Here is a 23,385-nt window from a genome sequence, read left to right as displayed (position 1 = left end):
CACCCGCGCCCGCCTCATTCGTCGATGGGGAAGTAGCAGGCCGCCGGATGCGGTGCGCCCTCTAACGGGGGGCGCTCCTTGCGGCAGACATCCTGCACCTTCCAGCAACGCGGGGCAAAGGGGCAGCCTTCGGGGATCGCCAGCGGCGAGGGCAATTCGCCCTGCAGTTTGATCCGCTCCTTGCCGCCTTCCGGATCGGCGCGCGGCGTGGCCGACAAAAGCGCCGCCGTATAGGGATGGCGCGGATTGTCGAAAACCTCGTCCTTCGGTCCCTTTTCGACCGCGCGGCCAAGGTACATGACGATCACGTCATCGGCCACATGGCGCACGACCGACAGGTCGTGGCTGATGAAGAGGTAAGCCAGATCCATCTTCTCCTGCAGATCCACCAGCAGGTTCAGGATCGCTGATTGGATAGACAGGTCCAAAGCCGAAACCGGCTCGTCCAGCACCAGCACTTTGGGGTCCAGCATCAGGGCGCGGGCCACCGCGATGCGCTGGCGTTGCCCGCCCGAGAACATATGTGGGTAGCGGTCGTAATGCTCGGGCCGCAGGCCGACGAGACGCAGCATCTCGCGCGCCTTCTCCTCGCGCTCTTTCTTGGACATGTCCTTGCGATTGATGACCAGCGGCTCTTGCAGGATCGTGCCGATCTGCTGGCGTGGGTTGAGCGAGCCATAGGGGTCCTGAAAGACGATCTGCACATGCTGGCGCAGGTCGGCCCAATCCTCGGGTCGCACCGGTTTGCCGTCGAGCGTGAGCGAGCCTGCGGTCGGCTCTTCGATCATCGTGACCATGCGCGCCAGCGTGGACTTGCCGCAGCCGCTCTCGCCCACCACGGCCAGCGTCTTGCCGGGGTGCAGTTCGAAATCGAGACCCGCGACGGCCTTCAGCGTCTGGGTCTTGCGCAGGAAGCCGCCACCAACCTGATAGTGACGCTGGAGCGCGTCGGCGGTCATTACGGGGGCGGTCATGACGCGGCCCTTTCATTGGTGTTGAGCGGATAGAAGCAACGCGCCTTGCCGAGATCTTCGCCCAAGGGCGGCGGGTTCTCGGCGCGGCATTTGTCGTTGGCGAACTTGCAGCGCGGAGAGAAGAGGCACCCCGCAGGCCGGTCGAACTGACCGGGCACCACGCCGGGGATCGTCGGCAGACGTTTCTCCGTGGCGCGCTCGGGCAGCGCGTCCAGCAGCGCCGCGGTGTAGGGGTGGTGCGGTTCGCGGAAAAGCGGCAGCACCTGCTGTTCCTCGATCTTCTGACCCGCATATTGCACGCTCACGCGCTCGGCGGTTTCGGCGACCACGCCCATGTCATGGGTGATCAGCACCAGCCCCATGCCGGTCTCGTCGCGCAGCGAGGTCAGCAGGTCGAGGATCTGCGCCTGAATGGTCACGTCGAGCGCGGTTGTCGGCTCATCCGCGATCAGAAGCTTCGGCTTGCAGGCAATCGCCATGGCGATCATCACGCGCTGGTTCATCCCGCCCGACATCTGGTGCGGGAAGACCGAAAGGCGCTTTTCCGGGTCCGGAATGCCGACCTGTTCGAACAGTTCAATCGCCCGCTTGTGCCGCTCAGCCCGGTTCAGGCCCAGATGCACGCGCAGGGATTCCTTGATCTGCCAGCCCACCGGGAAACAGGGGTTGAGCGAGGACATCGGCTCTTGAAAGATCATCGCCAGATCATTGCCAACAATCTTGCGCCGGGCGCGTTTGTCCATTGTCAGCAGGTCGTGGCCGTCGAAGGTCAGCTCATCGGCGGTGACGGTGGCGGTCCAGGGCAGAAGCCCCATCAGCGCCAGCATGGAGACCGACTTGCCCGAGCCGCTTTCTCCGACGATGGCGAGGATCTCACCGGTGTCGACATCCTGGTCGACGCTGTCCACGGCGCGGAACTTGCCCGAGGCGGTGGCGAAATCGACCGAGAGGTTGCGGATACGCAATAGAGACATCAATCAGCTCCGCTTCAGTTTCGGATCGAGGGCGTCGCGCAGACCGTCGCCCATGAGGTTGATCGCCAGCACGGTGACGAGGATCGCAAGACCCGGGAAGGTCACGACCCACCATGCGCGCAGGATGAACTCGCGCGCTTCGGCCAGCATGGTGCCCCATTCGGGGGTCGGCGGCTGTGCGCCCATGCCCAGAAAGCCCAAGGCGGCGGCATCGAGGATCGCAGTGGAGAAGGACAGCGCGGCCTGCACGATGATCGGCGCGAGGCAGTTCGGCAGCACGGTCACGACCATCAGCCGCAGCGTGCTGGCGCCGACGACGCGGGCCGAAGTGACATAGTCCTTCTGCCGCTCGGAGATCACGCTGGCGCGGGTCAGACGCACGTAATGCGGCTGCAGCACGATGGCGATGGCGATCATTGCGTTGGTCAGCGACGGCCCGAGGATCGCCACCAGCACCAGCGCCAGCAAGAGCGACGGGAAGGCGAGGATGATGTCCATGATCCGCATGATGATCGTGTCGACCCACTTGGGCGCGAAGCCCGAAATGAGACCGATGATGATCCCGCCCGAGGCGGCGATGGTCACCACCACGATGCCCACGAAGAAGGAATAACGCGCACCCACGATGAGGCGCGAGAGCATGTCCCGGCCCAGAGGGTCGGTGCCGAGCACGTGGTTCCACGTGCCGCCCGCCTGCCATGCCGGCGGTTGCAGGATGGCCGAGCGGAACTGCTCGGTCGCGTCATGCGGGGCAATCCAGGGGCCGAATAGCGCGAGGATCGCAAAGATGGCAAAGATCCACAGGCCGATAACGGCACCACGGTTTTCACGGAAATAGAACCAGAATTCGCGCAGACGCCCGGGGCGGTCGTGCACCATTTCGGCTTCGGCAGAGAGTGCGTCGTCCATTAGCGTTTCCTGATCTTGGGGTTGATGATGCCGTAAAGCATGTCGACGGTAAGGTTCACGACCATGACCATGACGGCGATGAGCAGAAGGCCACCCTGCACGACCGGGTAGTCGCGGCGGAAGATGCTGTCGACCATCCACTTGCCGATGCCCGGCCAGCTAAAGATGGTCTCGGTCAGGATGGCGCCCGCCAGCAGCGTGCCGACCGACAGGCCGATCACGGTGATGACGGGGATAAGCGCGTTGCGCAGGGCGTGGATGCCGTTGATCCGGCCCGAGGACATGCCCTTGGCCCGTGCGGTGCGGATGTAGTCTTCGCCCAGCACTTCGAGCATGGCCGAGCGGGTCTGTCGCGCGATCACTGCCAGCGGGATGGTGCCCAGCACGATGGTCGGCAGCAATAGGTGCCGCAGTGCCGAGAGGAACGCCCCGTCCTGCCCGGAGGCGAGACTGTCGATCAGCATGAAGCCGGTGGCATTGGGGAAGTAATAGAGCAGGTCGATCCGACCCGAGACTGGCGTCCAGCCCAAGTTACCCGAAAAGACAATGATCAGCAGCAGCGCCCACCAGAAAATCGGCATCGAATAGCCCACGAGCGCGGTGGACATCAGCGCCCGGTCAAAGAACTTGCCCCGGTTCACCGCCGCGATCACGCCTGCGGGCAGTCCCAAGGCCACCGCAAAGATCATCGCGCAGAGCGACAGTTCCAGCGTGGCGGGGAAGAGCGAGAAGAACTCATCCCAGACGGGTCGTTTGGTCACGAAAGACGTGCCCAAGTCCCCTTGTATCACGCCAGTGAAGTAATCCCAGAACTGCACATAGATCGGCCGGTCAAAGCCGAACTGCTGTTGCAGTTCGAGATAGCGTTCTTCGGAAATGCCGCGCTCACCGGCCATGACGACGATCGGGTCACCGGGCAGCAAGCGGATGAAGGCGAATGATATCAGCGTGACGCCGATAAAGGTGGGGATGAAGGTCGCAAGGCGCGACAAGACATATTTCAGCACGGGAGCACCATCAGTTCCTTCGGAAAGTTGGTCAGGGATTTGTAGCCATCTTCGGTAATCAGCACGTCATCTTCGATGCGCACCCCAAAGTTGCCGATCTCATAGAGACCGGGTTCGTTGGTGTACACCGTTCCGGCGGGTAAAGTCATGTGGTTGCCGCGCATGATATAAGGCGCTTCATGCACATCGCGGCCAAGGCCGTGGCCGGTCTTGGTGCGGATGCGGTCGGCAAAAGGGGAGGCTTCGAGCACCCCGGTCACCACATCGTCGATCTCATGCGCGGTGACGCCTGCGCGGGTGGCCTCCAGCCCGGCAAGGTTGGCGCGCAGCACAGTGTCGTACACGGCGCGCCCCTCGTCGCTGACATGGGTAAGGAAAACGGTGCGGGTGATGTCGGCGGCAAAGCCGTCCTTGCGCGCGCCGAAGTCGATCAGCAGCGCATCGCCCGCTTTGACGCGGTAATCCTCACGCGCCTTGGCATGCGGGCGGGCCGAGCCGTCACCGGCGGCGACGATCGGGGCGAAGGACAGATCGTCGGCCCCTTCGGCAAAGACCATCTGCACCAGTTTCTGTTCGATCTCTTTCTCGGTCTGGCCGAGCTTCACGCTATCCAGCGTGGCGCGCAGGGCGCGTTCGGAAATGTCGATGGCTTTTTGCAGCGCCGCGACCTCGGCCTCGGTCTTGATCATGCGGGGGGCGGAAATTTCGCGCTCGGCGTCGATGATCCGCAGATCGGGCTGCGCTTTCTTCAGCGCGTGATGCATAAAGACGCGCATCACTTGGCCTTCAACGGCAAGCGAGGTGATGTTCAAATGTTGCATCAGCGCGGCGAAGGCATCGTCATAGCCCGTCTGGTCGCGCCAATCGAAAACGGCCCCGTCGAAACCGACCAACTCCCAACTGCCCAACTCAAGGTTCGGCACCAAGGCGGCGGCGGGGCCGCGGGCGGGGATCACCAGAACGAAGGGGCGTTCGTGGCTCATGAAGGCATGGTCGACGGCGCGGGTGAAATTCGGGCCGGGCACCAGCGCCACGGCATCGACCGTTAGGTCGGCGGCGATATCGGCATAGGCCGACAGGCGATCATTCAGCGAAGGGGACATGGGCTGGCTTTCGGGCTGGCAAGGTTAATAAAATGGGGACGGCACAGGATGCCGCCCCCTTTGGTCAAAGCGGCAGTGTTACTGCTTCAGGCCAACTTGGTTGAAGATGTGGCCACCCAGCGGGTGCACGACATAGTTTTCAACTTCGGGGCGCATGGTCATGTAGACGACCGAATGCGCGATGGTGGCCCAAGGGGCTTGGTCCTTGAAGATTTCCTGCGCTTCTTCGTACAGCGGCGCACGCTCTTCTTGGGTTGGCAGTACCTTGGCTTTCTGGATCAGCGCGTCGAATTCCTCGTTGCACCACTGGGCGCGGTTGGATTTCTCGACACCGTCACAACCCAGCAGAACCGCGAGGAAGTTGTCTGGGTCACCGTTGTCGCCGGTCCAACCCAGCAGCACGGCACCGTCACGGTCCTTGGACTTGGAACGCTCCAGATACTCACCCCATTCGTAGGAGACGATTTCGACATCGACGCCAACCTTGGAGAAGTCTTCCTGCATCAACTCGGCCATACGGCGGGCGTTGGGGTTGTAGGGACGCTGAACCGGCATCGCCCAAATCTTCATCGACAGATCGCTGACGCCCTCTTCCTCAAGCATCGCCTTGGCGGCCTCGGGGTCATAGTTGTCGTCTTCGATGGCGTCGTTGTAGGACCACATGGTCGGCGGCAGCGGGTTCTTGGCGATTTCGCCGGACCCTTGGAACACCACGTCGATGATCGCCTGCTTGTCGATCGCCATGTTCAGGGCCTTGCGGACCTTGGCGTTGTCGAAGGGCGCGACCTGCGTGTTATAGGCCAGATAGCCCACGTTCAGACCTTCTTGCTCCATCACGACGATGTCTTCGGCGTCTTTCATCGCCTGAACATCAGCCGGGTTCGGATATGCCATGACGTGGCACTCGCCCGCCTGCACCTTCTGGTAGCGCACGGAGGCGTCGGGCGTGATCGCGAAGATCAGGCTTTCAACCTTGGCCGCATCGCCCCAGTAGTCGTCGTTACGCAGGTAACGGATGACCGCGTCTTTCTGATAAGCTTGGAATTTGAACGGGCCGGTGCCGATGGGCGCTTGGTTCACCATTTCAGGCGTGCCGGCTTCCATCATCGCGTCGGCATATTCCTTGGACACGATCGAGGCAAAGTCCATCGCCATGTTGGCGATAAAGGGCGCTTCGGGACGGGTCAGGTTGAAGGCCACGGTGTAATCGTCGACCTTCTCAATGCTTTCGATCAGGTCGGGCATGGACATGCCGCCGTAGTATTCCCATGTGCCGCCAGAGACGGTGTGATAGGGGTTCTCTTCGTTGCCCTGACGGTCAAAGCTGAAGATTACGTCGTCGGCGTTAAAGTCGCGTGTCGGCGTGAACTGGTCGTTGGAGTGGAATTTCACACCTTTGCGCAGCTTGAAGGTCACGGTCATGCCGTCTTCGCTGACTTCCCAGCTTTCGGCCAGCGCGGGCACGACTTCGGTCGTGCCGACTTTGAACTCGGCCAGACGGTTGTAGATCGGGTGGCTGGAAGCGTCGAATGTGGTGCCGGCTGTGTACAGCGCAGGGTCAAAACCCTCGGGCGAGCCTTCGGAGCAATAGACCAGCGATTGGGCCGATACCGCCGAGGCTCCAAGGGCCGCCAGCATGGCACCGGTGGCCAATTTCGTTGTAAAAGACATAATATTCTCTCTCCTGGTTGGTTTGTTTCTTGGCAGCGGGGTATCCGCCGCAGGTGATACGCCCTTACGGGCGAGACGACGCGAATGCGGTGGCGACTGCCCCTTCATTCGGACGTATTCTATTGGCGCCAGCAGCCTGTTCATATTGCATCCGCCCCACCCAAAGCACGCGGGCGGGCTTGTCGGTCTTGTTGGACCACGAATGCGGGCTGCTGCCGAGGTAATGCAGGCTGTCGCCGGGCCGCATGATATGCTCCCCCCCATCGACGACCTGCGCGATCTCTCCCTCAAGGATATAGATCACCTCTTCGCCCTCATGCACGACCTCTTCCGAGGCATAGCCCGGCGGCACGTTCATGATGTAGGAGGACAGCTCATGGCCCGGGAAATCCGCACCGATCTTTTCATATTCGATGGATGAGCCCGAAACGGCAAAGCGCGGACGCTCGGCGGCACGGGTCAGGCTGTCTTGGGTCTTGGGCGTATGGATGAAAAAACTGACATCGACCTGAAGCGCCACGGCGATCTGCGACAGGGTGCCCAGCGACGGCGTGGCCCGGCCCCGCTCCACCTGGCTCAGATACCCGACCGACACGCCAGAGGCTTCGCCCAACTGCTGTAGAGTCAGGGACAAACGATGACGCTGCTTGCGCATGCGCGCGCCAAGCGTCGATACACTGTCGCCATTGGCAGTCAGCAAATTCACCCTCCCCGTGAACAGCGGCCCGATCTCATACCGGGTATAGCCTTTTCATGTCTCGCTGTGTGAAATTAAAAAGGTTGAGGGTCAACAATAATTTTTTTACTACACCGCGGCGCAGGGCGCGAGGCTGCGACCAACGGGGGTGGATGTCATTCTACTCAAAGGATTTTAGCTGCGCCCGGTCGATCCGCGCCAATTCAGACGCCGTCGGGTCAAGCGGGGCAAAGGAAACGCTCAAGCCGCTGGGGTGCCATTCGCAAAGGCCGAATCCAGTGCCCTCCACGATACGCAGGTCGCGGGTTTCGGTCAGGTCGATGGTCGAATGCAGCCCGTTGGAAATGACTACCGGAATGCCGTGCCAATGGCTCACCCGGTTCACATGCACATGGCCCGAGAGGATGCCCGCCACGCGCTGCCCCTTCAACATCTCGGCCAAACGCGCACTGCTCGCTGCGTCCAGACTGCCCCATGCGAGGGCCGCGGGATCAATGCGCGGCGGGTGGTGGATCACCAAGAGTTTCGCCAGATCGCCATAGCGCTCAAGTGCGGCTTCCAGAAACTCGAACTGCGCGTCGTCCAGCGCCCCGGCCACCTTGCCCGGCACGCTGCTGTCCAACGTGATGGCATGTAGATCGCCCTGCGGCGCGTCATGGAAATAGGGCGCATCGGCCAGCCCCGGCGCAAAGACCGCGTTGAACCCATCGCGTTTGTCGTGGTTGCCGAGGGCCATGACCAGCGGCGCTTTCAGCGGCTCCATGATCTCGCGCACAAGGGCATAGCTTTGCTGGTCGCCGTGATTGGTCAGATCGCCGCTGGCCACCACGAAATCGGGCTGGGGCTCCATCGCGTTGATCACCTCCACCACGCGGCGCAGGGTGGCAGGCGTATCACTATGCAGATGCGGATCGTTCAGATCGGGATGCGAGATATGCAGGTCGGTCAGGTGGACGAAACGGGTCATGGGCGTACTCCTGCGGCTGTCAGCAGGGTTTTCGTATAAGGGTGCTCGGGGCTGCGCAACACATCTGCCGCCGCACCGCTTTCCAAGGTCTTGCCATGCTGCAGCACCAGCACCCGGTCGCAGATCGATCCGACCACCGCAAGGTCATGGCTGATAAAGACCATGCCGAGGCCCAGATCATCCTGCAGGTCCATCAAAAGGTTCAGAATTTGCGCCTGAACCGAGACATCAAGGGCCGAGACCGCCTCATCCGCGACCAAGAGCGCGGGGCGGGTGACGATGGCCCGCGCGATGGCGATGCGCTGGCGCTGCCCGCCCGAGAACTCATGCGGATATTTGCCCGCGTCCGCGGCATGCAGCCCGACCTGCTCCAAGGCTTCGGCGATGCGATGGGGGATATCCTCGGTCTCACCATTGGCGCGCAACGGCTCGGCGATGGACCAGCCGATACGGCGGCGCGGGTTGAGCGAGCCGAAAGGGTCTTGGAACACCATCTGAAAATCGCGCCGCAGGCTGCGCAATTCTTGCCCCCCGAGCCCATGCAGATCGCGCCCCCGAAACAGCACCGCGCCCGCGTCCGGACGCTCAAACGCCATGATCAGCCGCGCCAATGTGGATTTGCCCGAACCGCTTTCCCCGACCACGCCCAAGGTCTCGCCCGCGTGCAACGAGAAGGAGGCGTTTTCCAAAGCCGTCAGCACCGGCGGGGCACGCAGCAGACTTTGGCGCGGCAGTTTGTAGCGGCGGGTCAGGTTGCGGACCTCTAAAAGCGGCGCGTCAGTCATGGCGCCCCTCCGTCAGCAGGTGACAGGTGGCGGCACGGCCCGCGTCGGTCTGCACAAAGTCTGGGCGCTGCGCGGCGCAGTGAGGCAGTTCCACCGGGCAGCGCCCCGCAAAGCGGCAGCCCTGCGGCAGCCCATGCAGCGGCGGGACCGCGCCCGGAATAGTCGGCAGCCTGCGCCGTTTTCCTTGGGCATCCCGCCCCGCCACGCCCGGATCGGGCCGCGCGCCCAAGAGCCCCTTGGTATAGGGATGCGCAGGCCTGCCCAGCACCTCTGCCGTGCGGCCCCGCTCGACCATATCGCCCGCATACATCACCACGATGTCCTCGGTCGCCCGCGCCACAGCGGCGAGGTCATGGCTGATGAAAACCAGCGCCATCTGCCGCTCCCGCGCGAGCCGTTGCAGCAGGTCGGTGATCCGCAGCGCCACATTGGCGTCAAGCGCGGTTGTCGGCTCATCGGCGATCAGCAGCATCGGGTTGCAGGCCAGCGCCAGCGCGATCAGCACCCGCTGGCGCTGGCCGCCCGACATCTCATGCGGGAACTGCCGCAGGCGACGGTCGGGATCGGGAATACCCACCTCTTCGAACAGGCTCAGGGCGCGGGCACGGGCAGCGCTGCGTGTCAGCCCGTCATGCAGCAACATCGGCTCCATCACCGTGTCGCCCACCCGCCGCAGCGGGTTAAGCGCGGCCATCGGTTCCTGAAACACCATCGCCACGCGGCGGCTGCGCAGCCTCTGCCAATCGCGCTCAGACGCGGCGGCCATGCCCTGCCCGTCGATGCGTAGCTCCCCGGTCAACCGCGCGCTTTCGGGGGCCATGCCCATCAAACAGAGCGCCAGCAGCGTCTTGCCCGAACCGCTTTCGCCGACGACCCCCAAACGGTCGCCGCGCTCGATCACCAGATTGGCGTCGCGCAGGGCGGCGGCAGTGCCGAAATGAATCGAAAGATTGCTAAGCTCAATCATCGCGCGCGCACCAGTCGGGGATCGGTGATGTCGCGCAGCCCGTCGCCCAGAAGGCCGAAGCCCAGCACGGCCACCACGATGCACAGACCCGGATAGATCGCCAGTTGCGGGGCGAGATACATCAGCGTCTGCGCCTCCGACAGCATCCGCCCCCAGCTTGAGGCGGGCGGCTGCGCCCCGAGGCCGAGATAGCTCAGCGCCGCCTCGGCGAGGATCGCCACCGCGAACTCAATGGTGGCCTGCACGATCACCGCCGCGGCGATATTGGGCAGAATGTGATCGCGGCTGATGGCAAAACGCCCGCGCCCCGCCGCCCGCGCGGCGGCGACATAGTCGCGCGTCCATATCTGGTTCGCCGAGGCGCGGGTGACACGGGCGAAGATGGGGATGTTGATGAAGGAGATCGCCAGCACCGCATTGGTCAGCGACGGCCCGAAGACCGCCGCCAGCATGATCGCGAACAACAGCGCCGGAAAGGCAAAGCCCAAATCCGCCAGCCGCATCACCGCATCCTCGACCCAGCCGCCGAGCGCGGAGGCCAGAAGCCCCAAAGCCACCCCGATACTGCCGCCCAAAAGCACCGCCACCAGCGCCACGGTCATCGAGTTACGTGCCGCCGCCATGAGTTGCGCCACCACGTCTCGGCCCAATTGATCGGTGCCTAACCAATGCGTGTCGGAGGGCGGCGCGAACTTGGTCGAGATCGACATCGCCTGAGGGTCATGCGGGGTCCAGACCAGCGACAGCGCCGCCACCCCGACCACGATGCTGACCAGCACCGCCCCCAGCAGGAAGTTCGCCGGAAGCCGCTTCATGCCCGCGCCTGCAGCCGGGGGTCGATGACGACGTAGAGCAGATCGACCACGAAATTCGCCGTCACCACGATAGCGGCGAAAAGCATCACCAGCGCTTGCACCGTGGGCAGGTCGCGGTTGGCGATGGACTGGAAGATCAGCCGCCCGAGCCCCGGCAGGTAAAAGACGTTCTCTATCACGATTGTCCCGGTCACTAGGGCGGCGAACTGCATGCCGACGATGGTCACGATCGGCACCAGCGCATTGGGCAGCACATGCCGCCAAAGCACCCGCCGCCGCGAGAGGCCGCTGGCGCGGGCGGTGCGCACGAAATCCTGCCGCATGACCTCCAGCGCCGAAGAGCGCGTGACCCGCGCCAGCACCGCCGATTGCACCAGCGCCAGCGCCACCGTGGGCAGGATGAGCGAGCGCAACGCCGCCGCAGGATCATCCCACCCGGCAAAGCCCCCCGGCGGCAGCCAGCGCAGCTTCACGGCGAAAAGCATCACGAGCAGGATCGACAGCCAGAAGGCGGGCACCGCGATGCCGAGTTGGCTCAGAAACATCACCCCCCAATCCCCCGCGCGCCCATGCTGCGCCGCCGCCGTGATGCCAAGGCCCAGCGCCAGCACCAGCGTCACCAGCATCCCCGCGACAGCCAGCGAGATCGTCATCGGCAGCCGTTCGGCGATGAGTTCCGAAACCGGTACGCGGAAGGAATGGCTGATGCCAAAATCCCCCTGCAGCGCGTTCCAGACCCACGAAACATAGCGGGTCACCAGCGGCTCATTCAGCCCCAGCTGTTCGCGCAGCGCCGCGATGGCATCCTCGCTGGCGTCCATGCCAAGGATGGTCAGCGCCGGATCGCCCGGCAGCACGTTCATCACGGCAAAGACGACGAGCGAGACGGCGAGCAGGGTCAGCACGAAACCGAGCGTGCGGCGGAAGAGGAAATAGGCCACGAAGTCAGGTCCAAGAGCCGCGGCGCCGGGGGCACCGCGGCCGTTTCAGATCAGTCGGCGATGCGCACGTTCTTCAGCGGCATGTAGAGCACGGGCGAGGAGGACCAGTAGCCTTCGACCTCCTGACGGAAGACGCCCAAAAGAGGCAGCTGGAACAGGAAGCCATGCACCGACTGGTCGGACAGCATCTGCTGGCCCTGCTTGAGCAGTTCGTTGCGGGCCTCGGCGTCGACCTCAGATTGGATCTTTTCCCACAGGGCGGTCATCTCGGCATTGTCGTAGCCGTAGAAATAATCCGGGCCGCGGGCGAAGTTGCCCATGTCGTTGGGGCTGGTGTGGGCGATGATGGTCATGTCGTAGTTCTTCTTCTTGTAGACCTCATCGATCCAGAAGCCCCATTCGACATTCTCGACCTTGGCGTCGATCCCGGCCTCCGACAGCTGGTTCTGGATGATTTCGGCCGAGCGAGTGGCGTAAGGGAACGGCGGCACGCGCAGGGTCATGGTGGCCCCCGAAACCCCTGCCGCCTCGAACATCTCCTCGGCCTTGGCACTGTCATGCGGATAGGCGTCCGTCAGGTCGACATAGGCGGTGCCATGCGGCGGGTAGAAGCTGCCGATCGGCACGGCTTGGCCGTACATCGCGCCCTCGATGATCTCGTCCCGGTCGATGGCGGTGGCCACGGCGCGGCGCACCTCGACATTGTCGAAAGGCGGCTTGGCGTTGTTCATGGCGAGGATCACCTCGCCCTCGGTCGAGCCGACGTTGACGCGGAAGCGCGGGTCGGCCTCGAACTGCGGCAGCAGTTCCGGCGCGGGGAAACCGGGGAAAGCGTCGAGCTCTTCGGCCATCATCGCCGCGGTGGCGGCAGCGGGGTCTGAGATGAAGCGGAAGACCACCTTGTCGAGCGCCACGTCATCCGCGTCGCGGTGATCGGGGTTCTTGACCAGCGTCAGCCGGTCGCCGCGGGTCCAACTGTCGAACTTGAAGGGGCCGGAGCCCACCGGATTGGCGTTGTTGGTCTCCACGCTCTCGGCGGCCACGATGGCGCTGTCGCCCTGCCCCATGTTGAACAGGAAGAAGGCATCCTTGTTCGTGAGCGTGATCTCGACCGTTTGGGGATCCACGGCCTTGACGCTTTCGATCGGCTCGAAAATGTCCTTCGACGGGTTCACGCTGTCTTCACCCATGGCGCGGTCGAAGGAATAGACGACATCGTCGGCGTCGAGCGTGCTGCCGTCGTGGAAGGTCACGCCTTCGGCCAGTGTGAAGGTATAGGTCAGCCCGTCTTCCGACACCTCCCAAGACGTCGCGAGATTGGGTTGCACTTCCCCGTTCTCGGCCACGATGGTCAGCGATTCGAAGACGTTCTGCGTCATCATGCTGTCGATGGAGGCGGTGGCATCCGCCGTGGGATCGAGCGACGTGGGCTCCTGCTGCATGCCGATGACAAGCTCGGCAGCGGCGGAAGCCGAGGCCATCAGGCCAAAGGCCAACGTCAGCGCGGGAAGGGTTCTGGAAAGGGTCAGTTCGGACATGGGGCAGCACTCCTGTGGGTCGGGGCGCGTTCGGCATCACCGATTGCGCCCTTTGTGACAGACTGCGCCGGGCGGGGGCGTTCGGTCAACGGCTTTGCCGCGCCGGGCGAAAATTTCATGCAATTGCAACAGTATGGCGGATTCATCTGATTGCCCGCAGGGGCAGAGGCGGGCCGTGCTTCGGCCCTTTTGCCCCGCCGCTGGCGGTGCTAGCCTCCGCGCAGAGAGGGCAGAGTATGAACAATTCAACGACAGGTTTTGATTGCATCGTCATCGGTGCGGGCATTGCGGGCGCTTCTGTCGCCGCTGAACTGGCCAGCGACCGCCGGGTGCTGCTGCTGGAGCGCGAAAGCCAGCCGGGCTATCACACCACGGGCCGCTCTGCCGCGCTGTTTACGGTGACCTATGGGCCTGAGGTGATCCGCGCCCTCTCTCGTGCCTCTGCCGCTTTCTTTCACGACCCTGCCAGCCCGCATCTGGCGCATCCGCTGCTGGAACCCCGCGGCGCGGTCTTCGTCGCGCGGCAGGACCAGCAAGCATCGCTCGCCCGCACGGCTGAGGAGTTGGGCCCCCATGTCACCCCGCTGAGCGGGGCCGAGGTCGAGACGCACGTGCCGCTGCTGCGCAATGGCTATGCCACCGGCGGGCTGCAGGACGCTTCGGCGGCGGATATCGACGTGAACGGGCTGCATCAGCATTACCTCAAGACCTTCCGCGCGGCGGGCGGCGTTTTGCACACCAAGGCCGAGGTGCAGGCGCTTCGCAAAGAGGGTGACTGGCAGGTCGACACGAACCAAGGTACCTTCCACGCGCCGGTGATCGTCAATGCCGCAGGGGCTTGGGCGGATGAGATCGCCACACTGGCCGGGTTGAAACCTGCGGGCCTCAGCCCCAAACGCCGCACCGCGCTGACGGTGGCCCCGCCTGCGGGCATGGTGCCGGACCGTTGGCCGATGGTGGTGGATATTGATGAACAGTTCTACCTCAAGGCCGATGCAGGCAAACTGCTGATCTCTCCCGCCGATGCCACACCCTCACCCCCCTGCGACGCACAGCCCGAGGAACTGGATATCGCGATCTGCATCGACCGGATCGAAACCGCCTTCGACCTTGAACGTCCGCGCATCGAAAGCCGCTGGGCCGGGCTGCGCAGCTTCCTGCCCGATGGCGACCCGGTGGCGGGATATGATCCTGAGGGAGAGGGGTTTTTCTGGCTCGCCGGTCAAGGCGGCTATGGCATCCAGACCGCGCCCGCGCTGGCCCGGACCGCGGCGGCCTTGGTGCGGGGCGAAGATATCCCCGGCGACATCGCCGCCGAGGGGGTTACCGGGGCCGCATTGGCCAGAGACCGGAGCGGGCTGGCTTAACCGCTCAGTCCCGCGTCGGCTTCGATCTGCTTGCGCGACTTGCGCGCGCGTTCGGTGGCCGATTTCAACTGACCGCAGGCGGCCATGATATCCTCGCCCCGCGGGGTGCGGATCGGCGAGGCATAGCCGGCTTGGTAGATGATGTTGGCGAAAGCCCGAATGCGGTTATTCGACGACCGCTCATAGGGCGAGCCGGGCCATTCATTGAAGGGAATGAGGTTGATCTTGGCCGGAATGCCCTCGATCAGCTTGACCAGACGATGCGCGTCTTCGTCGCTGTCGTTCACGTCCTTCAGCATAACGTACTCAAAAGTGATCCGCTCGGAATTGCTGACCTTGGGATAGGCCTTCAGCGCTTCCAGCAGCGCCTCAATGTTCCAACGCTTGTTGATCGGCACCAGCTTGTTGCGCACCTCGTCGGTGGTGGCGTGGAAGGACACGGCCAGTTGGCAGCCGATCTCAGCGGCGGTGCGGTGAATCTCGGGCACGACGCCGGAGGTCGACAGCGTGATGCGGCGGCGCGACAGCTGGATGCCTTCGGGATCCATCGCGATTTTCATCGCGTCACGCACGTTCTCAAAATTATACAGCGGCTCGCCCATGCCCATAAGCACGATATTGCTCAAAAGCCGAGTTTCGTTCTTGGGTGCGCCGCTCTCGGGCCATTCGCCCAGATCGTCACGCGCCACCATGACCTGACCGATGATCTCCCCCGCTGTGAGGTTGCGGACCAGCTTCTGCGTGCCGGTGTGGCAGAAGGAACAGGTCAGCGTGCAGCCCACTTGGCTGGAGACACAAAGCGTGCCGCGCCCCTCTTCGGGGATATAAACCACCTCGACCTCATGACCGCCCGCGATCCGGACGAGGTATTTGCGGGTGCCATCCTCGCTGACCGCACGGGTCACCACCTCAGGCACTTCGATCACGAATTTCTCAGCCAATTGAGCGCGGTAGCCCTTGGCGAGGTTAGTCATCGCGTCGAAATCCCGCACGCCCCACTGGTAGATCCATTGCCAAATCTGCCCCACACGCATCTTCGCTTGTTTCTCGGGCGTGCCATGGGCGATCAGCGCGTCGCGCATGGCGTCGCGGGTCAGGCCGACAAGGTTGATCGGCCCGTCGGGCAGCTTACGGGGAAGGGTCATCACGTCTTGGGTGATGGGCGCGGAAGCGGACATTTCAAAGACTCACTGGCTAGGGATGGGTCTCTATATAAGAAAAGGCGCGATTTGCAAAAGGGTTTGGCCGCCGAGGTCTGGGACCGCGCTCAATAGGTCTTCTTGCTTGTGCGCAATTCCCCGGTCGCGAGAACCGGCGCGGCATCCAGACTGTCCACGTTCAGCATCGCCGCCACACGCTCCAACGACGACACCAGCTGCGCCTGCTCCCAATCGGCGAGATCCGCAAAGGCCCGGACGTAGCGCTGTTGCAGCGCATCGGGGGCTTCCTCCAACACATCTTCGCCTTGAGTGGTCAAGGTGATGTTGGTCTGCCGACGGTCCTGCGCCGAGGGCTGGCGCGAGACCAAGCTGCGCGCCACCAGCTTGTCGACCAAGGCGGTCACGGTGGCTTGGCTCACCCCCATCTGATTGGCGAGGGTCTTGGCCGTCGGGTCTTTCTTCTCTCCCACGATCTGCAAAACGCGCAGCTGCGCAGGGGTCACCCCCGCGGCCTGCGCCAGATCGCGCGCATAGAGTTCGGTGGCCCGCAAAATGCGGCGCAAAGCGATCAGACTTTCGTCGACCCGGTCGGGATGTTTCTGCGTCATGGTGCATCATTGCACATTGGCGGCATTCTCAGCAATCGCTCAAAACCCACCTGATCGCTTAGTATAGCTAAGCGAAGCCGCCTAATTTTGTTCGGAAAACGAAACAAATATGCACAGTTCTATGGCGCTTAAAGCACGCTATAAGCGCATTTTGAAGTAATTTGCTTTGATTGTTGAAGTATTACCGCGCATGACTTATTTAGCCTATCGAAACAATCAGGGAACCACGAACGGATGCAGAATAAACTCGACATGAAAAAAGCCCGCACACCCAAGCTGCGCAAGCCCAATGCCGAGGACGGAGCCGCCATCTGGCGGTTGATTCGCGACTGTAAGCCGCTCGACGAAAATTCGCTCTATGCGAACCTGATCCAGGCCGACCACTTCCGCGACACCTGCGTGGTGGCCGAGTTGGACGGTGATATCGTGGGCTGGATCTCCGGCCATATGATCCCTGCCCAAGATGCTTTCTTTGTCTGGCAGGTCGCCGTCAGCCCCAAGGCCCGCGGCCTTGGTTTGGGGAAAACCATGCTGATGGAACTGGTGAACCGGGATGAGACCGAGGACGCCAAGACCCTCAAAACCACGATCACCCGGGACAACGACGCCTCTTGGGGGCTGTTCCGCAGCTTCGCGAACCACATCGGCGGCGATCTGTCCGATGCGCCCCACTTTACCAAAGACGCCCATTTCGAGGGCGCGCATGACACCGAACATATGGTGACGATCACGCTGCCCGAGGCCGCCGCGCTGAAACGCGCCGCGTAAACCGCAGCTGACAATTCACACGATAGACTCTCTAGAAGAGAAAGGAATTCCTATGCCTAAGGACATGGCACAGAACACGACCATCTTTACCCGCCGCGAGAGCGAAGCCCGCTCCTACTGCCGCGGTATGAACGCCGTCTTCACCCGCGCCAGCGGCTCGGAAATGTTCGATGGCGAGGGCAACCGCTACATCGACTTTCTCGCCGGCTGCTCCTCGCTAAACTACGGGCACAATGACCCGGACATGAAGCAGGCGCTGGTGGAGCATATCACCGCGGATGGCATCGCCCACGGCCTCGACTTTCATAGCGAGACTAAGGCGGCCTTCCTCGAAGCCTATGAGGAGAAAATCCTCAAGCCGCGCGGCATGGACTATAAGGTCATGATGACCGGCCCGACCGGCACCAATGCCGTCGAAGCCGCGATCAAGCTGGCGCGCAAGGTGACGGGCCGCACCAACGTGATCTCCTTCACCAACGGTTTTCACGGCATGACCATGGGCGCGCTGGCGCTGACCGGCAACAAAGGCAAGCGCGGCGGCGCGGGCGGAGGCTCGCTGGCCGATGTCACCCACATGCCCTTCGAAGGCGCATTGGGCGAAAACGTGAACACGCTTGAGATGATCGACGCGATGCTATCGAACCCGTCGTCGGGCATCGACGCGCCCGCGGCCTTCATCTTTGAGCCGATCCAAGGCGAAGGCGGGTTGAACGCGGCCTCCGACGCATGGATGCAAGGCATCGAGAAGATCGCCCGCAAGCATGGCGCGCTGCTGATCGTTGACGACATTCAGGCGGGCTGTGGCCGTTCGGGGAGCTTCTTCTCCTTTGAGGCCTCCGGCATCAAGCCCGACATGATCACCCAAGCGAAATCGCTTTCCGGCTTTGGCCTGCCCTTCGCGGCCCTGCTGATCGCGCCGGAGCATGACATCTGGAAGCCCGCCGAGCACAACGGCACCTTCCGCGGCAACACCCATGCCTTCGTCACCGCCCGCGTTGCGATCGAGAAATTCTGGTCCGACGACACGTTCGAAAAGTCGCTGGCCGAGAAAGCCGTGGTGCTAACCACCGCGCTCAAGGATGTGGCCGATCTGGTCGACGGTGCCACGCTGAAAGGCCGCGGCTTGATGCAGGGTGTCGACGTAGGCTCGGGCGAGTTGGCCGGTGCGATCTGCGCGCGTGCCTATGAATTGGGCCTCGTGATCGAAACATCGGGCGCACATGATGAAATTGTTAAATATCTTGCCCCGCTCACCACGCCGGAGAAGGTTATGCGCGAAGGCTTTGATATCCTTCTTCAAGCGACCCGCGATGTGACGGGCAACATGAAACTGGCAGCGGAGTAATACCGATGATTGTACGCGATTTTAACAAACTTCAGGGCACAGACCGTCACGTGGCGGATGCGAAATGGACCTCCACACGGATGCTTCTGGCCGATGACGGGATGGGGTTTTCCTTCCACATCACCGTGCTTGAGGCCGGGTCGGAACACACGTTCCACTACAAGCACCACTTCGAAAGCGTCTATTGCATGAAGGGCAAAGGCTCGATCACCGATCTCGCCACCGGCGAGACGCATGAGATCACCCCCGGCGTGATGTACGCCCTGAACCTGAACGACAAACACACCCTGCGCGCAGAGGAAGAACTGCACATGGCGTGCTGCTTCAACCCGCCGGTCACCGGCAACGAAGTGCACCGCGAAGATGGTTCCTATGCGCCTGCCGAGGAGGTCGCTTAAGTTTTATGACTCAACCGTCCCACACTGTCGAAAAAATCGGCGGGACGTCCATGTCCCGCGTGAACCAACTCAAAGATACGCTCTTTGTCGGTGACCGTAAGGGCGCGGACATCTATGGGCGCGTCTTCGTGGTTTCCGCCTTTGGCGGGATCACGAACCTGTTGCTGGAGCACAAGAAATCCGGCGAGCCGGGCGTTTACGCCCATTTGGCCAATGCCAGCAACGATCACGGCTGGCACGAGGCGCTGACCCGCGTCTCGGCCGAGATGCAGCGCGTGCACCGCGAGGTGCTGGAGCATCCCGGTGACATCGAACAGGCCGACGCCTTTGTGTCCGAGCGCACCCATGGTGCCCGCAACTGCCTGATCGACCTGCAACGCCTTTGCGCCTATGGCCACTTCCGCCTGTCGGAACACATGTTGCAAATTCGCGAGTTGCTGTCCGGTCTGGGCGAGGCGCATTCCGCATTCGTCACCACGATCCTGCTGCAGCGCGCTGGCGTGAACGCCCGTTTCGTCGACCTCTCGGGGTGGCGTGACGAGGGCAACGTGACCCTCGACGAGCGCATCGCGCAGGCGATGGAGGGCATCGACCCTCATACGGAAATGCCCATCGTGACAGGCTATGCGCAATGCGCCGAAGGTCTGATGCGCGAATTCGACCGCGGCTATTCCGAGGTGACCTTCTCCAAGCTCGCCGCTCTCACCGGCGCGCGCGAGGCGATCATCCACAAGGAGTTCCACCTGTCGTCCTGCGACCCGAAACTGGTCGGCGAGCATGCCGTCAAGAAGATCGGCCGCACCAACTACGACGTGGCGGATCAGCTGTCGAACATGGGGATGGAGGCGATCCACCCCAAGGCGGCCAAGACCCTGCGCCAAGCCGACGTGCCGCTGCGCGTGACCAATGCTTTCGAGCCCGAAGATCCCGGCACGCTGATCGACGACCGTCAGGCCGAGGCGCCCGCGGTGGAGATCGTGACCGGTCTCGACATCGTTACGCTTGAACTGTTCGAGCAGGACATGGTCGGCGTAAAGGGCTATGACACCGCGATCCTCGACGTGCTGACGCGGCACAACGTGCGGATCGTCTCGAAGGTCTCGAACGCCAATACGATCACCCATTATCTGGACGCTTCGCTGAAGACGATGCGCCGGGTGGAGAAGGATCTGGCCGAGATTTACCCCACCGCCGAGATCACCACCCGCACGCTGTCCATGGCCTCGGTCATCGGGCGCGATCTGAACGGCTTGTCGGTGTTGCAGCGTGGCCTCGTGGCCATCGCGGAGGCTGGCGAGACGGCCATCGGCGCGAGCCAAGGGCCGCGCAATGTAGATGTGCAGTTCATCGTCGAGCGGGAGAGCCTGCAACCGGTGATCAAGGCGCTGCATGGTGCGTTTATCGAGGAAGAGGTGGCGGCGCCGTTGTCGCGCGCGGCCTGACGCCGGAATATACGACGTATTCTTAGCCGCGGCTCCCGAAAGGAAGCCGCGGCTTTTTCGTGCGAGGGCCATCGCCTGCCCGCGGGTCGGCGAACCAACATATTTTCGATACCACTTGATGCTTCAACCATGGTGTAAGCCCTGCGAAGTCACACAGCCTCACCAAATCGCCGACCCGGGGGGCGGGCAGGCGATGGCCCGGCGCCTCCGGCTTGTCCCGGCCCCGGGGTGGCACGTTCACTACAAACAAAAACGGCCCCGCAATCGCGAGACCGTCCCAAACTCTCAGATCGCAGAGGCTCACCCCCCGCAGCGCTTCTCCGCATCTTCAACCGCAGCGGTGAAGCCCAGAAGCGAGAATGTGTCCTTGGTCTGCGTCCCGCGCGAAGACTTGCCGACCAGCGTCGCATCCGCACCGCGTTTCATCGCGGCGATGATCTTGGCGTCATCCGCCGTTGTCGCGGGCCATGCCCATTCGCCTTCGGTGAACAGCTCATAGGTATTGCCCGAAATGCTCATCGTCACAGTCGAGCCCGAGGCGAAAGGATAGCCGCCGGTGAAAGCAACCTGACCCTTGGCCTCTGCCGAAGGACGATAGAATACCATCAGCAATGTCTGGCCCCGGTTCACCGCCACCACACGCCCATCGCGTGTGTTCACGACTTCCTTGGGCGTCGAGACGCCCCAGCATTCCGTCGGGTTATCTTCTACAAAGACGCTCCAGTCGGTCTTGGCCGCCACCCGGTTGGTGCTCTGCTCCTGCGCCACTGCGCCGCTCGCCACAAGGGCGAGCGCCCCAAGTGCAAGACCACATGTCTTCATCGTTCCCATCTGTCCAGCCTCCAGCCGTCCTTGACCTCAACACGTCTACAGACCCCAACCGGGCAACCTCGGGCGGGTTGCTCTCTTGCGGGTGTCTGTTATCTGTTCGACACCAACCACAATAACGGCAAACGCGCGACCGACGAAACCCTGATTGGCAGGTTTTCGCCCAGAAACAGGATGAACCTCATGACCAAAGCAGCCCCCTTTGCGGAAATCTGGCGCGGACCCTTTCTGGAAAGCGTGCATTCCGGTCACGCCGTGATCTGCGACGCCAGCGGCCAGATCGTCGAGGCTTGGGGCGACCCGGAAAAGGTCATTCTGCCGCGCTCTTCCTCCAAGATGATCCAAGCGCTGCCGCTGATCAATTCCGGCGCGGCGGACAAGGCGGGGCTGAGCACCGAGCAACTGGCGCTGGCCTGCGCCTCGCACCAAGGGGCCGCCATCCACACCGACCGGGTGGGCGTCTGGCTCGACACGCTGGGTCTGAACGACGACGCCTTTCGCTGCGGCCCGCAGGAGCCCGCCGACCGCGACGCGATGGAGGGGCTGATCCGCGCCCATGAGAAACCCTGCCAAATCCACAACAATTGCTCGGGCAAACACGCAGGCTTCCTGACGCTGAACCAACATCTGGGCGGCGGTGCGGATTACGAAAAGCCAGAGCACGCGGTGCAAAAAGCCTGCCTTGAGGCTTTCGAGACGGTCACCCAAGAAACCTCCCCCGGCTATGGGATCGACGGCTGCTCGGCCCCGAACTACGCTTGCACCCTGCACGGCATGGCCCGCGCCATGGCCCATTTCGCCGCCGCCCCCGAAGGCTCTGCCGAGGCGCGCCTGCACGAAGCCATGCGCCTGCACCCCGAACTCGTCGCGGGCGAAGGTCGCGCCTGCACGGAACTGATGCGGGCGATGGATGGCAAGGTCGCGTTGAAAACCGGGGCCGAAGGGTTCTTCATTGCCATCTGGCCCGAGCGTAAGCTGGGCATCGCATTGAAAGCCGCCTGCGGCACCACCCGCGCCGCCGAATGCGCGATCACCGCGTTGATGGTCAAACTGGGGGCGCTGGACGCCAACCACCCCGCCGCGCTCAAGCGGATGAACGCGCCGATCAAGAACTGGCGCGGGCTTGAAACCGGGATGCTGAAACCAGCAGCGGGGCTGCTTTAAGCCACTCGCGCTGCCGCTTGGATGAAACGAAGCGGCAGTCCCACGCGGGCAGGCTCAGCCCGCAAATTCGCTACGCGCATAGCCCTGCACGAACAGCAGCGCGGTCAGATCGCCGAAATTGATGCGGATGTCGCATTCCGCCGCGACAGAAGGCTTTGCATGTAGCGCCACGCCCATGCCCGCGCGCCCCAACATGCCCAGATCATTGGCCCCATCACCCACGGCGATGACCTGATCCTCGGTGATGCCCAGCTTTGCCGTGATCTCTTCCAGCGCGGTGACCTTGGCCTCGCGCCCAAGGATCGGAAGCCCCACATCGCCCGTCAGCGCGGCCTGTTCAACCAGCAGCGTATTGGCGCGATTCGCATCAAAGCCCAGCATCTCGGCCACTTTGGCTGTGAAGGCGGTGAACCCGCCCGAGACCAGCGCGGCATAGCCGCCGTTGGCCTTCATCGTGCCCACCAGCGCCCCGCCGCCGGGCATCAGGGTGATCCGCTCGGCCAAGACCTTGTCGATCACGCTGGCCTCCAGACCTTTCAACAGGCCGACCCGTTCGCGCAGGGCGCCGTCGAAATCCAACTCACCGTTCATGGCGCGGGCGGTGATCTCTTTCACGCGCTCCCCGACGCCTGCTTCATCGGCCAATTCGTCGATACATTCTTGCTGGATCATTGTGCTGTCCATATCGGCCAGCAGCATCTTCTTGCGACGACCCTCTGTCGGCACGATCACCAGATCGACCCCCATAGACTGGCAGCTTTCCCAGACATCCCAACGGTTTTCCGGCATCTGCGCCAGCGAGAACTCCGCCGCCTCATCCGGGGCCAGCCAAAGCGCGTCACCCCCGCCCCAAGCATTGCGCAGGCTTTCCACCAGCGCGGGGTCGAGGCTGGGGTTGGTTGGGGAGGTCAACAAGATTGCCGTGAACATAAGTTTCCGATCCGCATCATTCGCGCC

23 protein-coding genes are annotated in these 23,385 nt (G+C 63.0%); 6 read left to right on the top strand and 17 right to left on the bottom strand.

Translation table 11 applies throughout. The features are described 5' to 3' along the window. Positions 1–14 precede the first annotated feature (14 nt). From ACGYK4_RS11380 to ACGYK4_RS11320, 13 genes are all read right to left on the bottom strand, one after another. Positions 15–974, bottom strand: coding sequence for an ABC transporter ATP-binding protein (locus ACGYK4_RS11380; RefSeq protein WP_209216794.1), 960 nt, complete (start codon positions 972–974; stop codon positions 15–17). Continuing rightward, the gene (locus tag ACGYK4_RS11375) at positions 971–1,948 is read right to left on the bottom strand and encodes an ABC transporter ATP-binding protein (protein WP_067262560.1); all 978 of its coding nucleotides are present in this window, start codon (positions 1,946–1,948) and stop codon (positions 971–973) included. Before ACGYK4_RS11375 ends, ACGYK4_RS11380 begins: the two co-directional genes overlap by 4 nt. Before the next feature lie 3 nt (positions 1,949–1,951). Further along, positions 1,952–2,857, bottom strand: a complete 906-nt coding sequence (locus ACGYK4_RS11370; protein WP_394456589.1) for an ABC transporter permease subunit — start codon at positions 2,855–2,857, stop codon at positions 1,952–1,954. Next, positions 2,857–3,864 (bottom strand): ABC transporter permease subunit, encoded by a 1,008-nt coding sequence (locus ACGYK4_RS11365; RefSeq protein WP_271692596.1) that lies wholly within the window; start codon positions 3,862–3,864, stop codon positions 2,857–2,859. The genes ACGYK4_RS11370 and ACGYK4_RS11365 overlap by 1 nt, the downstream gene beginning before the upstream one ends. Then, the gene (locus ACGYK4_RS11360; protein WP_394456586.1) at positions 3,858–4,967 is read right to left on the bottom strand and encodes a M24 family metallopeptidase; all 1,110 of its coding nucleotides are present in this window, start codon (positions 4,965–4,967) and stop codon (positions 3,858–3,860) included. The genes ACGYK4_RS11365 and ACGYK4_RS11360 overlap by 7 nt, the downstream gene beginning before the upstream one ends. A 78-nt stretch (positions 4,968–5,045) precedes the next feature. After that, the gene (locus ACGYK4_RS11355; RefSeq protein ID WP_067262570.1) at positions 5,046–6,638 is read right to left on the bottom strand and encodes an ABC transporter substrate-binding protein; all 1,593 of its coding nucleotides are present in this window, start codon (positions 6,636–6,638) and stop codon (positions 5,046–5,048) included. Positions 6,639–6,702: 64 nt separating this feature from the next. Further along, positions 6,703–7,293 carry a helix-turn-helix domain-containing protein gene (locus ACGYK4_RS11350; RefSeq protein WP_394402040.1) on the bottom strand — a complete coding sequence of 197 codons (591 nt, stop codon included), beginning with the start codon at positions 7,291–7,293 and terminating at the stop codon, positions 6,703–6,705. Between the two features lie 202 nt (positions 7,294–7,495). Then, positions 7,496–8,302, bottom strand: coding sequence for a metallophosphoesterase family protein (locus ACGYK4_RS11345; protein WP_394429709.1), 807 nt, complete (start codon positions 8,300–8,302; stop codon positions 7,496–7,498). Next, positions 8,299–9,087, bottom strand: coding sequence for an ATP-binding cassette domain-containing protein (locus ACGYK4_RS11340; RefSeq protein WP_394429711.1), 789 nt, complete (start codon positions 9,085–9,087; stop codon positions 8,299–8,301). Before ACGYK4_RS11340 ends, ACGYK4_RS11345 begins: the two co-directional genes overlap by 4 nt. After that, positions 9,080–10,054 (bottom strand): ABC transporter ATP-binding protein, encoded by a 975-nt coding sequence (locus ACGYK4_RS11335; RefSeq protein WP_394429713.1) that lies wholly within the window; start codon positions 10,052–10,054, stop codon positions 9,080–9,082. The genes ACGYK4_RS11340 and ACGYK4_RS11335 overlap by 8 nt, the downstream gene beginning before the upstream one ends. After that, positions 10,051–10,869, bottom strand: a complete 819-nt coding sequence (locus ACGYK4_RS11330) for an ABC transporter permease (RefSeq protein ID WP_394456584.1) — start codon at positions 10,867–10,869, stop codon at positions 10,051–10,053. The genes ACGYK4_RS11335 and ACGYK4_RS11330 overlap by 4 nt, the downstream gene beginning before the upstream one ends. Next, a complete protein-coding gene (locus ACGYK4_RS11325) occupies positions 10,866–11,810 on the bottom strand; it encodes an ABC transporter permease (protein WP_394456582.1) in 945 nt (314 codons plus the stop codon). Before ACGYK4_RS11325 ends, ACGYK4_RS11330 begins: the two co-directional genes overlap by 4 nt. Positions 11,811–11,860: 50 nt before the next feature. Continuing rightward, on the bottom strand, positions 11,861–13,348 hold the full coding sequence (locus ACGYK4_RS11320; RefSeq protein WP_394456580.1) for an ABC transporter substrate-binding protein: 1,488 nt from the start codon (positions 13,346–13,348) through the stop codon (positions 11,861–11,863). A 236-nt stretch (positions 13,349–13,584) separates the two neighbouring features. Here ACGYK4_RS11320 and ACGYK4_RS11315 point away from each other — a divergent pair, with 236 nt between their 5' ends. Further along, positions 13,585–14,715: an NAD(P)/FAD-dependent oxidoreductase gene (locus tag ACGYK4_RS11315; RefSeq protein ID WP_394456578.1), complete on the top strand. Its 1,131-nt coding sequence runs from the start codon at positions 13,585–13,587 to the stop codon at positions 14,713–14,715. Here the strand turns inward: ACGYK4_RS11315 and rlmN are convergent. Together rlmN and ACGYK4_RS11305 are read right to left on the bottom strand one after the other, a co-directional pair. Next, complete coding sequence (gene rlmN, locus ACGYK4_RS11310) at positions 14,712–15,893, bottom strand: 23S rRNA (adenine(2503)-C(2))-methyltransferase RlmN (protein ID WP_394456576.1); 1,182 nt, start codon at positions 15,891–15,893, stop codon at positions 14,712–14,714. The two genes, ACGYK4_RS11315 and rlmN, sit on opposite strands and share 4 nt — an antisense overlap. A gap of 89 nt (positions 15,894–15,982) precedes the next feature. After that, complete coding sequence (locus ACGYK4_RS11305; protein WP_271688566.1) at positions 15,983–16,483, bottom strand: MarR family winged helix-turn-helix transcriptional regulator; 501 nt, start codon at positions 16,481–16,483, stop codon at positions 15,983–15,985. Positions 16,484–16,717: 234 nt separating this feature from the next. On the opposite strand from ACGYK4_RS11305, the gene ectA reads away from it, so the two are divergent. Genes ectA through ACGYK4_RS11285 form a run of 4 tightly spaced genes read left to right on the top strand, consistent with a single transcriptional unit; the run spans position 16,718 to position 20,436 of the window. Continuing rightward, positions 16,718–17,251 (top strand): diaminobutyrate acetyltransferase, encoded by a 534-nt coding sequence (gene ectA, locus ACGYK4_RS11300; protein ID WP_067261582.1) that lies wholly within the window; start codon positions 16,718–16,720, stop codon positions 17,249–17,251. A 52-nt stretch (positions 17,252–17,303) separates the two neighbouring features. Next, a complete protein-coding gene (ectB, locus tag ACGYK4_RS11295) occupies positions 17,304–18,596 on the top strand; it encodes a diaminobutyrate--2-oxoglutarate transaminase (protein ID WP_394456574.1) in 1,293 nt (430 codons plus the stop codon). 5 nt (positions 18,597–18,601) lie between these two features. Beyond that, entirely contained in the window at positions 18,602–18,994 is a 393-nt protein-coding gene (locus ACGYK4_RS11290; protein WP_067261585.1) for an ectoine synthase, read from the top strand. 5 nt (positions 18,995–18,999) lie between these two features. Further along, positions 19,000–20,436 (top strand): aspartate kinase, encoded by a 1,437-nt coding sequence (locus tag ACGYK4_RS11285; protein ID WP_067261587.1) that lies wholly within the window; start codon positions 19,000–19,002, stop codon positions 20,434–20,436. A 300-nt stretch (positions 20,437–20,736) separates the two neighbouring features. Here ACGYK4_RS11285 and ACGYK4_RS11280 read toward each other — a convergent pair whose 3' ends face one another. Next, the gene (locus tag ACGYK4_RS11280; protein ID WP_231886279.1) at positions 20,737–21,258 is read right to left on the bottom strand and encodes an invasion associated locus B family protein; all 522 of its coding nucleotides are present in this window, start codon (positions 21,256–21,258) and stop codon (positions 20,737–20,739) included. 189 nt (positions 21,259–21,447) lie between these two features. Between ACGYK4_RS11280 and ACGYK4_RS11275 the strand changes: the two genes are divergently transcribed. Next, the gene (locus ACGYK4_RS11275) at positions 21,448–22,428 is read left to right on the top strand and encodes an asparaginase (RefSeq protein WP_394456572.1); all 981 of its coding nucleotides are present in this window, start codon (positions 21,448–21,450) and stop codon (positions 22,426–22,428) included. A 54-nt stretch (positions 22,429–22,482) separates the two neighbouring features. On the opposite strand, the gene serB is transcribed toward ACGYK4_RS11275, so the two are convergent. Next, on the bottom strand, positions 22,483–23,358 hold the full coding sequence (gene serB, locus ACGYK4_RS11270) for a phosphoserine phosphatase SerB (protein ID WP_394456570.1): 876 nt from the start codon (positions 23,356–23,358) through the stop codon (positions 22,483–22,485). Between the last annotated feature and the right edge of the window lie 27 nt (positions 23,359–23,385).

This window comes from Sulfitobacter sp. 1A13368, assembly GCF_043557275.1.
GTDB lineage: Bacteria > Pseudomonadota > Alphaproteobacteria > Rhodobacterales > Rhodobacteraceae > Sulfitobacter > Sulfitobacter faviae.
This window is presented reverse-complemented; position numbering and strand designations above follow the sequence as displayed.